Origin of the sequence: Chromobacterium sphagni (genome assembly GCF_001855575.1) — a bacterium.
Lineage (GTDB): Bacteria > Pseudomonadota > Gammaproteobacteria > Burkholderiales > Chromobacteriaceae > Chromobacterium > Chromobacterium sphagni.
Genome location: NZ_MKCS01000001.1, coordinates 3,117,085 through 3,129,463 on the forward strand (window position 1 = coordinate 3,117,085; position 12,379 = coordinate 3,129,463).

Genomic DNA, 12,379 nt, shown 5'->3' on the forward strand with positions numbered 1-12,379 from the left:
GGGCTGGACGACGAAACTTAGGTAGTTTTGCGCAAGAAAAAGACACAGGCCGCCTTTCCGGGCGGAAAGGCGGCCTGCGGCGCAGCCGTGCGGCTTAGAAGGCGAAGTGTTCGTCTTCCAGCGTCATCAGCGGCTTGGCGCCGGACTTGATGCTGGCTTTCAGCGCCTCCGCTTCCGGCAGCAGCTTGGCGTAATAGAAGCGGGCGGTGCAGATCTTGGCGTTGTAGAAGGCGTCATCGCCCTGGCCGAGCTTGGCGAACGACACCTCGGCCATCCGCGCCCACAGCCAGGCGTAGGCCAGGTGGCCGATCAGGCGCAGGTAGTCGCTGGCGGCGGCGCCGGCTTCGTCGCGGTTCTGCATGCTGGCCATGCCCACGCCCATTGTGATTTCGCCGACTTCCTTCAGCAACTTGGACAGCGGCGCGACGAATTCCGCCAGCTTGTCGTCGCCTTCGCGGGCCTGGCAGAACGTATGGATCAGCTTGGTGAACTTGCGCAGCTTGGCGCCCTGGTCCAGCAGCACCTTGCGGCCCAGCAGGTCCATCGCCTGGATGCCGTTGGTGCCTTCGTAGATCTGCGAGATACGGCAGTCGCGCACCAGCTGCTCCATGCCCCATTCGCGGATGTAGCCATGGCCGCCGAACACCTGCATGCCCATATTGGCGGCGGTGTAGCCGTTGTCGGTCATGAAGGCCTTGGCCACCGGGGTGAGCAGGGCCACCAGATCGGCGGCGTCTGCGCGGGCGGAAGCCTGCGGATGCTTGTCTTCAATGTCCAGTTGCAGCGCCAGCAGGGCGGTCAGCGCACGGCCGGCCTCGGTATAGGCCTTTTGCGTCAGCAGCATGCGGCGCACGTCGGGATGGACGATGATGGGGTCGGCCGCCTTGTCCGGGAATTTGGCGCCGGCCAGCGCGCGCATCTGCAGGCGCTCGCGGGCGTAGGCCAGCGCGCCCTGGAACGAAGCTTCGCCTATGCCCAGGCCCTGCATGCCGCAGCCGAGGCGGGCGGCGTTCATCATGGTGAACATGCAGGACAGGCCTTTGTTGGGTTCGCCTATCAGCCAGCCTTTGGCGCCATCCAGGTTGATCACCGCGGTGGCGTTGGCCTTGATGCCCATTTTGTGTTCCAGGCTGCCGCAGGACACGGCGTTGCGGCTGCCGTCCTGATGGAACTTGGGCACAATGAACAACGAGATGCCCTTTACGTCCTTGGGCGCGTCCGGCAGGCGCGCCAGCACTAGGTGGATGATGTTGTCGGACAGGTCGTGCTCGCCGGCCGAGATGAAGATCTTGGTGCCGGTGATGTGGTAGCTGCCGTCGCCGTTGGGCTCGGCCTTGGACTTGAGCAGACCCAGGTCGGTGCCGCAGTGCGGCTCGGTCAGACACATGGTGCCGGTCCAGCTGCCGTCCACCAGCTTGGGCAGGTAAGCCGCTTTCTGTTCTTCCGTGCCGTGGGCGTGGATGGCGGAGTATGCGCCGTGGGACAGGCCGGGGTACATCGACCAGGCGACATTGGCCGAACACTGCATCTCCATCACCGGGAAGGCCAGGCTCTTGGGCATGCCCTGGCCGCCGTAGGCCGGGTCGCAGTCCAGCGCCGGGAAGCCGAGCTCGCAGTATTGCCGGTAGGCTTCCTTGAAGCCGGCCGGCGTGGTGACCGATTTGGTGGCGCTGTCGTACTGGCAGCCTTCCTCGTCCGCGTGTCGGTTGAGCGGCGCGAGCTCGGACTCGCAAAACTGGGCCGCCGCCTCCAGATAGGAACTGAAGATGTCTTGCGTGGCCTCTTCGTAGCCGGGCAGGGCGGGGATGACGTCCTGTACCTTGATCAACTCGTTGAGAACAAAGTCGAAGTCGCGCAGCGGTGCTTTGTAGACAGGCATTCGGTTTCTCCGGTGGGTTGGTGCGGCCTGGTGCGTGCCAGGGCGATACGTTTTATGATGACCCCTGACCTGGGGCGGGTTAATTCAAACGTTTGTTTAAATTATTCTCGGCCTTTTGACAACAAATTGCGTTGTGGCGGCGCCGAAGGTGTGGCTTTACGGCAACGTTGCGGTATGAAAATGGAATGACCTGGCTCAAGCGAAAAATGCGGCAATTCGCCGAACGGCGCCACCAGTGGTTCGCCAGGCCGGGCATGCGCCGCCTGGCGCCATATCTGGATCGGCCCGCCTACTGGTCGTTCAATCGCCGCAAGGTGGCGATGGGGGTGGCCGTCGGCCTGTATTCCGGCGTGATGCCCGGTTTCACCCAGAAGGCCACCGCGCTGGCGCTGGCGCTGCTGCTGCGGGTCAATCTGCCGGCGGCGATGGTGGTTTCTCTGTACAGCAATCCATTGACGGTGTTGCCGCTTTATTATCTAGCCTACTGTTATGGCAAATGGTTGCTGGGCGATGCCGCCGCCGCAGCGCTGGCGGCGCCTCCCAGCCTGGCGGGGCTGGGATTGACCGCTTGGCTGCTGGGAACCGCGCGCTGGCTGGCGGATATGGGCTGGCCGCTGCTGGTGGGCATGCCGGCTCTCGGCCTGACTCTGGGCGCGGCGGGCTATCTGGCTACGCGGGTGTTGTGGCGTTGGGCGGTTGTCAGCGCTTGGAACAATCGAAAGGCGAAATGTGGATCTGCTTGAAAAAAAATTGACGTCGGAGCTGGTGTATCAGGGCAGCTTCCTCAACGTGCACAAGGACCAGGTGGCCCTGCCGGACGGCAAGGAGGCGCAACGGGAATACATCGTCCATCCCGGCGCGGTGGCGATACTGGCGCTGACCCCGCAGCGCGAGCTGGTGCTCGAGCGCCAGTACCGCTACCCGGCCGGTCGCGAGTTCATCGAGATTCCGGCCGGCAAGATCGATTCCGGCGAGCCGCCGGAGGCGACCGCGAGGCGGGAGCTGCTGGAGGAAACCGGTTATCGCGCCGCCAACTGGACTTATTTGGGCACCGCCCACCCCTGCATCGGCTATTCCAATGAAAAAATCAGTTATTACCTGGCGCAAGACCTTATTCTTAGCGAAAGGCGACTGGACGAGGGCGAGTTTCTGGAAGTGCTGACCTTGCCGCTGGATACGGCAATGGACATGGCGCTGACCGGCGGGATCTGCGACAGCAAATCGATAGTCGGCCTGCATTGGCTGGCGGCTTATTTGAGCGGGAGGATGCGGGGTGTCCCGATTTGACGCGTATTACGACCGCCGGCGTGGCCGGCGCGTCAGCATGGGGTGCAAGGCTCGCATCAAGTCGCTGTTGAGCGGCCAGACCTATTACGGCGAGTGCGTGGACCTATCGGTGGACGGCATGGCCCTGCGCTCCGCCTTTGTGCCGCAATATGGCGAGAAGCTAAACGTGATCGTGCTGGTTCCCGGCGTCGGAGGGGTGCCGGGAAAGCCTTTCGAGGCCGAGGTGGAGGTCAAGCGCTGCAATGAAGTGCAGCGTGGGCACATATACGAAATCGGCGTCCGCATTCTGCTCAGAAAAAGCTGACAAGTTATTGTAATCTCAGATTTTTATATCCAATTATTCCTACCGACATTACAAGAATTTACTAAGCTTCATCAATTGTTACAAAATTCTGTATTTAAAAATCCCTATTGATTCAACAACTTTTCCGACGCAACGCAAGCAGTACTGGTGGATTCCGGTTTTTGCCGGCTTTTGTCCGGTCATTTCGTGCTGCTATGCTATACCCAAAAAAAGAACCGGAGACAAAGTCAGTACTCTAATTCAGCAAGGGGAACGGCCTAATGCGATGTGCATCGCGCCCAAGCCCCTGCTACCAGCCAGGAGAGAGTCATGCACCCGGATATCTTCAGTCACTACGCAGTGCGCTACGACAAAACCCGCGAGGAAGAGTACACGATCCAGGAGTATCTGGAACTGTGCAAGCACGACTCCGGTGCCTACGCCACTGCCGCAGAGCGCATGCTGGCCGCCATCGGCGAGCCGGAGCTGGTGGACACCCGCCACGATTCCCGCTTGTCGCGCATCTTCTCCAACAAGGTCATCAAGGTCTATCCCGCTTTCCGCGACTTCTACGGCACCGAGGAAGTCATCGAGCAGGTAGTCGCCTACTTCCGCCATGCCGCCCAGGGGCTGGAGGAGAAGAAGCAGATTCTCTACCTGCTGGGACCTGTCGGCGGCGGCAAGTCCTCCATCGCCGAAAAGCTGAAAGAGCTGATGGAGCTGGTGCCGTTCTATTGCCTGAAAGGCAGCCCGGTCAACGAGTCTCCGCTGTCGCTGTTCAATTACGATGAAGACGGCCTCATCCTGGAAGAGCAGTACCATATTCCGCGCCGCTACCTGAAGGGCATCCCCAGCCCGTGGGCAGTGAAGCGGCTGCACGAGTTCAACGGCGACATCGGCCAGTTCCGCGTGGTCAAGCGCTACCCGTCTGTGCTGAAGCAGATCGCGGTGGCCAAGACCGAGCCAGGCGACGAGAACAACCAGGACATCAGCTCGTTGGTGGGCAAGGTGGATATCCGCAAGCTGGAAAAATACGCGCAGGACGATCCCGACGCCTACAGCTACTCCGGCGGCCTGTGCCTGGCCAATCAGGGCCTGCTGGAATTCGTCGAAATGTTCAAGGCGCCGATCAAGGTGCTGCACCCGCTGCTGACGGCCACCCAGGAAGGCAACTTCAAGGGCACCGAGGGCTTCGGCGCGATTCCGTTCGAGGGCATCATCCTGGCGCACTCCAACGAGAGCGAGTGGAAGCAGTTCCGCAACAACAAGAACAACGAAGCCTTCCTCGACCGCATCTACATCGTCAAGGTGCCGTACTGCCTGCGCGTCAACGAGGAAATCAAGATCTACGACAAGCTGATCCGCAACTCCTCGCTGGGCAAGGCGCCGTGCGCGCCGGGCACGTTGAAGATGATGGGCCAGTTCGCCGTGCTGTCGCGGCTGAAGGAGCCGGAGAACTCCAGCCTGTACAGCAAGATGCAGGTGTACGACGGCGAAAACCTGAAGGACACCGACCCCAAGGCCAAGTCGCTGCAGGAGTACCGCGACTATGCCGGCGTGGACGAGGGCATGAGCGGCCTCTCCACCCGCTTCGCCTACAAGATCCTGTCCAAGGTGTTCAACTTCGATCACAGCGAGGTGGCGGCCAATCCGGTGCATCTGCTGTACGTGATCGAACAGCAGGTGGAGCGCGAGCAGTTCCCAGCGGAAACCGAGCAGAAATATCTGACCTTCCTCAAGGAGTATCTGGCGCCGAAATACGTCGAATTCATCGGCAAGGAAATCCAGACCGCGTATCTGGAAAGTTATTCCGAATATGGCCAGAACATATTCGACCGCTACGTGACCTTCGCTGATTACTGGATTCAGGATCAGGAGTACCGCGACCAGGATACCGGCGAGATATTCGACCGCACTTCGCTGAATGCGGAACTGGAAAAGATCGAGAAACCCGCCGGAATTTCCAATCCAAAGGATTTCCGCAACGAGATTGTCAACTTCGTGTTGCGGGCGCGGGCCAACAACGGCGGCAAGAATCCGACCTGGACCAGTTACGAGAAGCTGCGCACGGTGATAGAGAAGAAGATGTTCTCCAACACCGAGGAGTTGTTGCCGGTCATCTCCTTCAACGCCAAGGCCAGCGCGGAGGACGCCAAGAAGCACGAGGACTTCGTCAACCGGATGGTGGAGAAGGGCTATACCGCCAAGCAGGTGCGTCTGTTGTGCGAATGGTATCTGCGGGTGCGCAAATCGTCATAAGCCGCCGTAGCCTCCCCGGCCCGGAGGGCGGGGGAGGCGGGAGTGCCCAGCGATTCCGGCTGGGTGGCAAGGAGACACAACCGCGCGCGGTCTTGGGCAGCGGGTTCCGACCGAACCGGCTGCCTGCGATTGCGCGCTAGAGAGGTGGCTATGTCCCACATCATAGACAGACGCCTCAACGGCAAGAACAAGTCGGCGGTCAATCGTGAACGCTTTCTTCGCCGTTTCAAGGCGCAAATCAAGGAAGCCGTCTCCAAGGCGATCAAGGGGCGGAGCATTACCGATATCGAAAGCGGGGAAAAGGTCTCGATTCCGGTAAAGGACATTTCCGAACCCAATTTCCATCACGGCAAGGGCGGGGTGTGGGAAAACATCCATCCCGGCAATGAGGAATTCATCAAGGGAGACCGCGTGCCGCGGCCGCAGGGCGGGGCCGGCGGCGGTGGCAGCAAGGCCAGCCAGGATGGCGAGGGCGAAGACGATTTCGTGTTCCAGCTGTCGCGGGAAGAGTTCATGAACGTGTTCTTCGACGATCTGGCCTTGCCCAATCTGATCAAGACCCAGCTGGTGGGAATTGAAGAACTGAAAACCGTGCGCGCCGGCTACACCAACGACGGCACGCCAGCCAACATCAATATCGTCCGTTCGCTACGCGGCGCGCTGGCGCGGCGGGTGGCGATGGCGGCGCCGACGCTGTCCAGCCTGGACGACGCCGAGGAAGAACTGGACACGTTGATCGAGCTGGACGACGACAACGCGCTGGATGTGCGCGAGAAGCGCCAGCGCATCCACCAGATGCGCGAGCGCCTGGCCAGCATTCCCTTCATCGACCCTTTCGATCTGCGCTACAACAACCGGGTCAAGCAACCCAAGCCGACCAGCCAGGCGGTGATGTTCTGCATCATGGACGTGTCCGGCTCGATGGACGAGCAGAAGAAGGACATGGCCAAGCGTTTCTTCATCCTGCTGTACATGTTTCTGCAGCGAAACTACGAGAAGATCGAAGTGGTGTTCATCCGCCATCATACTAGCGCGGTGGAGGTCAACGAGCAGGACTTCTTCCATTCGCGCGAGAGCGGCGGCACGGTGGTGTCGTCGGCGCTGAACTTGATGAGCGACATCATCCACAAGCGTTATGCCAGCAGCGAATGGAACATCTATGCCGCCCAGGCGTCGGACGGCGACAACTGGGACAGTGATTCGGCCAACTGCGGCCACATCCTGGAGGAAAACCTGCTGCCGTACTGTCAGTACTTCGCCTACATCGAGATCACCGAAGGCGAGCCGCAGAACCTGTGGTACGAGTACCTTAAGGTCAAAGCGCAATGCCCGCAGTTCGCGATGCAGAAAATCCGCTCGGCGTCGGACATTTACCCGGTATTCCGGGAGCTGTTCAAGCGCCAGCCGGTCAATGGGAGGGTCAGCGCATGAAACGGGCGAGCAAAGGGGCAAGCGCCATGACGCCGATTTCCACCGGGTCTGAATGGACCTTCGATCTGATCGGCGAATACGACAGGCAGATCCGCACCATCGCGGTGGACGAGTTCAAGCTGGATGTCTATCCCAACCAGCTGGAGGTGATCACCGCCGAGCAGATGATGGATGCCTATGCCGCGGTGGGCATGCCGGTGAATTATCATCATTGGAGCTACGGCAAGCATTTCGTCTCCACCGAGAAAAGCTACAAGCGCGGCCAGATGGGCTTGGCCTACGAGATCGTCATCAACTCCAACCCCTGCATCGCCTATCTGATGGAGGAAAACTCGATGACGATGCAGGCGTTGGTGATCGCCCACGCCGCCTATGGCCACAATAGCTTCTTCAAGGGCAACTACCTGTTCCGCTCCTGGACCGACGCCGCGGCCATCATCGACTACCTGGTGTTTGCCAAGAGCTATATCAGCAAGTGCGAGGAGCGCTACGGCATAGATGAGGTGGAGGAGCTGCTGGATTCCTGCCATGCGCTGATGAATTACGGCGTCGACCGCTACAAGCGGCCGCAGAAGCTGTCGCTGGCCAAGGAGCAGGCCAAGCAGGAGGAGCGCGAACAGTATCTGCAGATGCAGGTCAACGATTTGTGGCGCACCATCCCTAAGCGCGACAAGGATGACAGCGGCAAGGCCGCGCCGCGTTTTCCGTTGGAGCCGCAGGAAAACCTGTTGTACTTCATCGAGAAATCGGCGCCATTGCTGGAGCCGTGGCAGCGCGAGGTGGTGCGCATCGTGCGCAAGGTGGCGCAGTATTTTTATCCGCAGCGGCAGACCCAGGTGATGAACGAGGGCTGGGCCACCTTCTGGCATTACACCATTCTCAATCGCCTGTACGACAAGGGCATGGTGACGGACGGCGCGATGCTGGAATTCCTGCAAAGCCACACCAATGTGGTGACGCAGCCGCCGGTGACGGCGCGCTGGTATACCGGCATCAATCCCTACGCGCTGGGCTTCTCGATGTATCGGGACATCAAGCGCATCTGCGAGCAGCCCACCGACGAGGACCGCGCCTGGTTCCCCGACTTGGCCGGCAGCGATTGGCGGGAATCGCTGGAGTTCGCGATGCGCAACTTCAAGGATGAAAGCTTCATCTCGCAGTATCTGTCGCCCAAGCTGATCCGCGATTTCCGCTTCTTCGCCATCCGCGACGACGACAAGGACGACAAGCTGGAGATATCCAGCATCCACGACGAAGAAGGCTACCGCGATATCCGCAGCAAGCTGGCCGAGCAGTACAATCTGGGTTCGCGCGAGCCCAATATCCAGGTGTGGTCGGTCAATGTGCGCGGCGACCGCAGCCTGACGCTGCGCCACACCATGCATAACCGCCGTCCGCTGGAGGAGCAGAGCGCGCAGGAAGTGCTCAAGCATGTCTGCAGGCTGTGGGGCTTCGATGTGCGCCTGGAGAGCGTGGACGGCAGCGGCGAGGTCAAGCAATTGTATGAGGTGCAGGCGGCGCGAGACCCCGCGCAGGTTTGATCGCCGCAGCGGCGGGGCATATAAATCGGGTAGCGCTTGGCTGCCCGATTTTTTATTTGTTTCCCAACCGTGACGGTTTCCCGCAGATGAAGGCGAGATTTCAGGCGGTGCCGGCCACCGGCGACATGGTGCAGCGCGAGCGGTCTTCAAAGTTGCAGTTCGGCAGGCCCCAAGCATGGGTGTAGAGCATTTGGCCGTTGGCTTCCAGCCGGATGGTGATTTCTTGGCGGAATTGCTCGCTCAGGCTGCGCGGCGCGCTGGCGAATACCACTTCCAGGGTGCCGTGGCCGCCCTCCGCCAGGCGCACGGCCGGGTGGGGCAGGATAAAGGGCAACTCCTCCATTACCGGCCACAGGCACATGGTGCCGTCGGGCAGATAGCCCAGCAAGGTGGTTTCGCGATGCAGGATTTCGCCATGGATGCCGCTGGCGCTGTAATGCAGCAGCAGGGCTCTTTGGCCTGGCAGCGCCTGCCAGTGCAGGCAGCCGGTGAAGGTTTGGTCTTCGTGGTTGATGCCTTCGCCACAAAACTGATTGGGAAGCGATTGCAAAGCGGCAAGCAGCGGCATATTCAATCTTCCAGTCGCAAATGCGAGACGGTCAGGATGGCAGGTTTGCCGCCGGAACGCAATATGGATCAGCCCGGCGGCGGCAGTGGGCCGGGCAGGGGGATGAAGGCCCGCCAGGGCTGGTCGGGATGGGTCAGCTCGGCCAGCCGGACGCCGTATACCGCCTCCAGCCGCTCGAGCTGCATCATCTCTTGATTGCCGCCGTAGCCCGCCGCCCGCCCGTTGTCGAGCAGCAGCACCTTGTCGGCGTGTCGCAGAGCCAGGTTGAGGTCGTGCACCACGGCCAGGCCGCCGATGCCCAGGCGATGGCACAGTCGCCGCACCTGGGACATCAGTTCGTCGGCTACCGCGAAATCCAGCGCGGCGGTGGGTTCGTCCAGCAGCAGGTAGCGTTCGGGCTGCGGCGACAGCAGCAACTGGCATAACGCGCGCGCCAGTTGCAGCCGCTGCCTTTCGCCGCCGGACAGCTCGGCCAGGGGGCGGCGCGCCAGCGGCTGGCCGCCGGTTAATTCCAGCGCCTGGCCGATGGCCTGGCGGATCTGGCTGGCATGCGCGCCGGCATAGCGGTAGGCGCCGGCGGCGACCAGCTCTTCGCCGACCCAGCCCGCGGGTGTGACCGGATGCTGCTCGACCACCGCGCGCCAACTGGCCAGTCCGGCGGCCGGCATGGCGCGGAGCGCCTGGCCGGCAAGGTGGATTTCTCCAGAATCGGGCTGCCACAAGCCGGACAGCAGCTTGAGCAGGCTGCTTTTGCCCGCGCCGTTGGGACCCAGCGCGATCAGCAATTCGCCGGGCTGCAAGGCCAGGCTGATGTCGGTGAGCAGACGCCTGCCGTTGCGGTCCAGCGTCAGGTGGTCTGCTTCAAGCATGGCGCGGCTCCTGTCGGCGTAGCAGCCACAGGAAGAAGGGCGCGCCCAGCAGGCTGGTGATGACTCCCACCGGCAGTTCCGCCGGGGCGAGCAGGCCGCGCGCCAGCCAGTCCGAGGCGACGGCTAGCCAGGCGCCCAGCAGGGGGCCGGCGATCAGCAGCCGGCGCGAGTCGCTGCCCAGCAACTGGCGGGCCAGGTGTGGCGCCATCAGGCCGATGAAACCTATCATGCCGCAACCGGAAACGACCAGGCCGGTGGCCAGCGCCGCCAGCATCACCACCTGCCATTCCTGCCGGCGGACTGCGAACCCCAGATGAAAGGCGGCGCTTTCGCCGAGCTGCAATGCGTTGAGGAAGCGCCACTGCCGGAACAGCGCCAGCCAGATCGGCGGGGCGGCCAGCAGCAATAGCAAGGCCAGCGGCCACTCCACGCCGGCGAAGCTGCCCATCAGCCAGAAAGTGACGACGCGCAGCGATCCGTCGGGCAGCATGGTGATCAGCAGGGTCAGCAGGCTCCCCAGCAAGGTGCTGACCGCCAGCCCGCTCAGGATCAAGCGGTTGCCGTCCTGGTCGGCACCCAGCAGCCGCACTAGCAGCAAGGCCGCAATGCCGCCGCCAAAGGCCGCGGCGGCGACGCCGTACAGACCGGCGCCCAGGCTTAGCGCCAGGGCGGAAGCCAGTGCCGCGCCGCTGTTGATCCCTATCAGGCCGGGCTCGGCCAGCGGATTGCGAAAGCGCGCCTGCATGGCGGCGCCGGCGCTGGCCAGCAGGGCGCCTGCGCTGGCCGACGCCAGCAGCCGCGGCAGGCGCAACTCCACCAGCAATTGCCATTCCAGCGCCGGCTGCGGTTGCAGCCGCCATAAACTGGCAAGCAGCAGATTGCTGTGATGTAGCAGGGACGCGATGCAAGTTAGCGCGAAGAGGACCAGCAGGGTGAAGGTCAGCGTGAGCGTGCGCATGGGGGAAGAGGGAGGGGAGCGGCCCCCTCCGTTGGATCAGCGCAGGCCAAGCACGTCCTGCATGTCGAACAGGCCGTGCGGCTTGTCGGACAGCCAGCGGGCGGCGCGTACCGCGCCATTGGCGAAGGTGGCGCGGCTGGAGGCCTTGTGGCTGATCTCCACCCGCTCGCCCAGCGCGGCGAACAGCGCGGTGTGATCGCCAACGATGTCGCCGCCGCGGACGGTGGCGAAGCCGATGGCCTTGGGATCGCGCTCGCCGGTGACGCCTTCGCGGCCGTAGACCGCGCATTGCTTGAGGTCGCGGCCCAGCGCGTCGGCGATCACCTCGCCCATGCGCAAGGCGGTGCCGGACGGCGCGTCCACCTTGAAGCGGTGGTGGGCCTCGGTGATTTCGATGTCGTAGCCTTCGTTCAACACGCGGGCGGCCATGTCCAGCAACTTGAAGGTGAGGTTGACGCCTATGCTGAAGTTGGATGCGAACACAATGGCGATCTTGTCGGCGGCGGCGCGGATGGCGGCCTTGCCGACGTCGTCGAAGCCGGTGGTGCCGACGATCATCTGCACTTTGTGCTCAACGCAGGCGATCATGTGTTCCAGCGTGCCTTCCGGGCGGGTGAAATCTATCACCACATCTGCGCCGGCCAGCGCGGCGATGAAGTCGGAGCTGATGCTGACGCCGCTCTGCCGGCCGCAGAACAGGCCGGCGTCCTGGCCGATGAAGCCGGAGTCGGAACGCTCTATCGCCGCGTGCAGGCGGGTGCCGGGCGTGCTCAGCACCGATTCGATCAGCACCCGGCCCATGCGGCCGGACGCGCCGACGATCACGATGTTCTGCACGCTCATGGCTTCTTCGCTTCCTGCGCCGGCATGGAGGCATCCAGCTGTTTGGCCGGCGGAGCGGGCTGGGCGGCGCCTTCGACTCGCTCGAGCACATCGCCTTTGAAGTAGACGGTAAGCAGCTTGTCGCTGGAACTGTCCAGCTTGCCTTGCTTGATGTCGCTATACTTGTAGTCCCAGCGGTCGGCGTGGAAAGCGTCGGTCAGCAGCGGGGTGCCCAGCAGGAAGCGCACTTGCGAGCGTGTCATGCCCGGCTTCAGCTTGGCGACAGCGTCCTGGGTCACGTAGTTGCCCTGCTGGATTTCCACCTTGTGGGTCCAGTCGAGCGGGTTCATCGAACTGCAGCCGGAGACGGCGATGACGGCGGCGAAAATCAGGGCGCGCATGATACTCCGATTGACTCAAATGTTTATGAGGCTGTAATTAGGCAAAGCCGTCAAAAGGCTTTATCATGATTCGAAATCGAC

12 protein-coding genes are annotated in these 12,379 nt (G+C 62.3%); 6 read left to right on the forward strand and 6 right to left on the reverse strand.

Annotation, left to right across the window (positions count from 1 at the left end):
- Nucleotides 1-94: 94 nt before the first annotated feature.
- The gene (locus BI347_RS14430; RefSeq protein WP_071112431.1) at nucleotides 95-1,879 is read right to left on the reverse strand and encodes an acyl-CoA dehydrogenase C-terminal domain-containing protein; all 1,785 of its coding nucleotides are present in this window, start codon (nucleotides 1,877-1,879) and stop codon (nucleotides 95-97) included.
- Nucleotides 1,880-2,064: 185 nt separating this feature from the next.
- Between BI347_RS14430 and BI347_RS14435 the strand changes: the two genes are divergently transcribed.
- The 6 genes from BI347_RS14435 to BI347_RS14460 all read left to right on the forward strand — a co-directional run bounded on the left by BI347_RS14435 (nucleotide 2,065) and on the right by BI347_RS14460 (nucleotide 8,680).
- The gene (locus tag BI347_RS14435; RefSeq protein ID WP_071112430.1) at nucleotides 2,065-2,622 is read left to right on the forward strand and encodes a DUF2062 domain-containing protein; all 558 of its coding nucleotides are present in this window, start codon (nucleotides 2,065-2,067) and stop codon (nucleotides 2,620-2,622) included.
- 7 nt (nucleotides 2,623-2,629) lie between these two features.
- Nucleotides 2,630-3,166, forward strand: a complete 537-nt coding sequence (locus BI347_RS14440; protein ID WP_239690891.1) for an NUDIX domain-containing protein — start codon at nucleotides 2,630-2,632, stop codon at nucleotides 3,164-3,166.
- On the forward strand, nucleotides 3,153-3,470 hold the full coding sequence (locus BI347_RS14445; protein WP_239690892.1) for a PilZ domain-containing protein: 318 nt from the start codon (nucleotides 3,153-3,155) through the stop codon (nucleotides 3,468-3,470). The genes BI347_RS14440 and BI347_RS14445 overlap by 14 nt, the downstream gene beginning before the upstream one ends.
- Before the next feature lie 309 nt (nucleotides 3,471-3,779).
- Complete coding sequence (locus tag BI347_RS14450; protein ID WP_071112428.1) at nucleotides 3,780-5,708, forward strand: PrkA family serine protein kinase; 1,929 nt, start codon at nucleotides 3,780-3,782, stop codon at nucleotides 5,706-5,708.
- A gap of 150 nt (nucleotides 5,709-5,858) precedes the next feature.
- Nucleotides 5,859-7,139 carry a YeaH/YhbH family protein gene (locus BI347_RS14455; RefSeq protein WP_071112427.1) on the forward strand — a complete coding sequence of 427 codons (1,281 nt, stop codon included), beginning with the start codon at nucleotides 5,859-5,861 and terminating at the stop codon, nucleotides 7,137-7,139.
- Between the two features lie 26 nt (nucleotides 7,140-7,165).
- Nucleotides 7,166-8,680 (forward strand): SpoVR family protein, encoded by a 1,515-nt coding sequence (locus tag BI347_RS14460; RefSeq protein WP_071112426.1) that lies wholly within the window; start codon nucleotides 7,166-7,168, stop codon nucleotides 8,678-8,680.
- A 100-nt stretch (nucleotides 8,681-8,780) separates the two neighbouring features.
- On the opposite strand, the gene BI347_RS23295 is transcribed toward BI347_RS14460, so the two are convergent.
- The 5 genes from BI347_RS23295 to BI347_RS14485 form a co-directional block, all read right to left on the reverse strand.
- Nucleotides 8,781-9,248, reverse strand: coding sequence for a hypothetical protein (locus tag BI347_RS23295; protein WP_071112425.1), 468 nt, complete (start codon nucleotides 9,246-9,248; stop codon nucleotides 8,781-8,783).
- A gap of 68 nt (nucleotides 9,249-9,316) precedes the next feature.
- Nucleotides 9,317-10,117, reverse strand: coding sequence for an ATP-binding cassette domain-containing protein (locus BI347_RS14470; RefSeq protein WP_071116166.1), 801 nt, complete (start codon nucleotides 10,115-10,117; stop codon nucleotides 9,317-9,319).
- Complete coding sequence (locus BI347_RS14475; protein ID WP_071112423.1) at nucleotides 10,110-11,075, reverse strand: FecCD family ABC transporter permease; 966 nt, start codon at nucleotides 11,073-11,075, stop codon at nucleotides 10,110-10,112. Before BI347_RS14475 ends, BI347_RS14470 begins: the two co-directional genes overlap by 8 nt.
- A gap of 36 nt (nucleotides 11,076-11,111) precedes the next feature.
- On the reverse strand, nucleotides 11,112-11,918 hold the full coding sequence (gene dapB / locus BI347_RS14480; protein ID WP_193431047.1) for a 4-hydroxy-tetrahydrodipicolinate reductase: 807 nt from the start codon (nucleotides 11,916-11,918) through the stop codon (nucleotides 11,112-11,114).
- Entirely contained in the window at nucleotides 11,915-12,298 is a 384-nt protein-coding gene (locus BI347_RS14485; protein ID WP_071112422.1) for an outer membrane protein assembly factor BamE, read from the reverse strand. The genes dapB and BI347_RS14485 overlap by 4 nt, the downstream gene beginning before the upstream one ends.
- Nucleotides 12,299-12,379: the final 81 nt, after the last annotated feature.

Excerpts from the sequence above, each read along its gene's own strand:
- BI347_RS14430 (WP_071112431.1), bottom strand. The coding sequence starts at position 1,879 with ATGCCTGTCTACAAAGCACCGCTGCGCGACTTCGACTTTGTTCTCAAC.
- BI347_RS14435 (WP_071112430.1), top strand. The coding sequence starts at position 2,065 with ATGACCTGGCTCAAGCGAAAAATGCGGCAATTCGCCGAACGGCGCCAC.
- BI347_RS14450 (WP_071112428.1), top strand. The coding sequence starts at position 3,780 with ATGCACCCGGATATCTTCAGTCACTACGCAGTGCGCTACGACAAAACC.
- BI347_RS14455 (WP_071112427.1), top strand. The coding sequence starts at position 5,859 with ATGTCCCACATCATAGACAGACGCCTCAACGGCAAGAACAAGTCGGCG.
- BI347_RS14460 (WP_071112426.1), top strand. The coding sequence starts at position 7,166 with ATGACGCCGATTTCCACCGGGTCTGAATGGACCTTCGATCTGATCGGC.
- BI347_RS23295 (WP_071112425.1), bottom strand. The coding sequence starts at position 9,248 with ATGCCGCTGCTTGCCGCTTTGCAATCGCTTCCCAATCAGTTTTGTGGC.
- BI347_RS14470 (WP_071116166.1), bottom strand. The coding sequence starts at position 10,117 with ATGCTTGAAGCAGACCACCTGACGCTGGACCGCAACGGCAGGCGTCTG.
- BI347_RS14475 (WP_071112423.1), bottom strand. The coding sequence starts at position 11,075 with ATGCGCACGCTCACGCTGACCTTCACCCTGCTGGTCCTCTTCGCGCTA.
- dapB (WP_193431047.1), bottom strand. The coding sequence starts at position 11,918 with ATGAGCGTGCAGAACATCGTGATCGTCGGCGCGTCCGGCCGCATGGGC.
- BI347_RS14485 (WP_071112422.1), bottom strand. The coding sequence starts at position 12,298 with ATGCGCGCCCTGATTTTCGCCGCCGTCATCGCCGTCTCCGGCTGCAGT.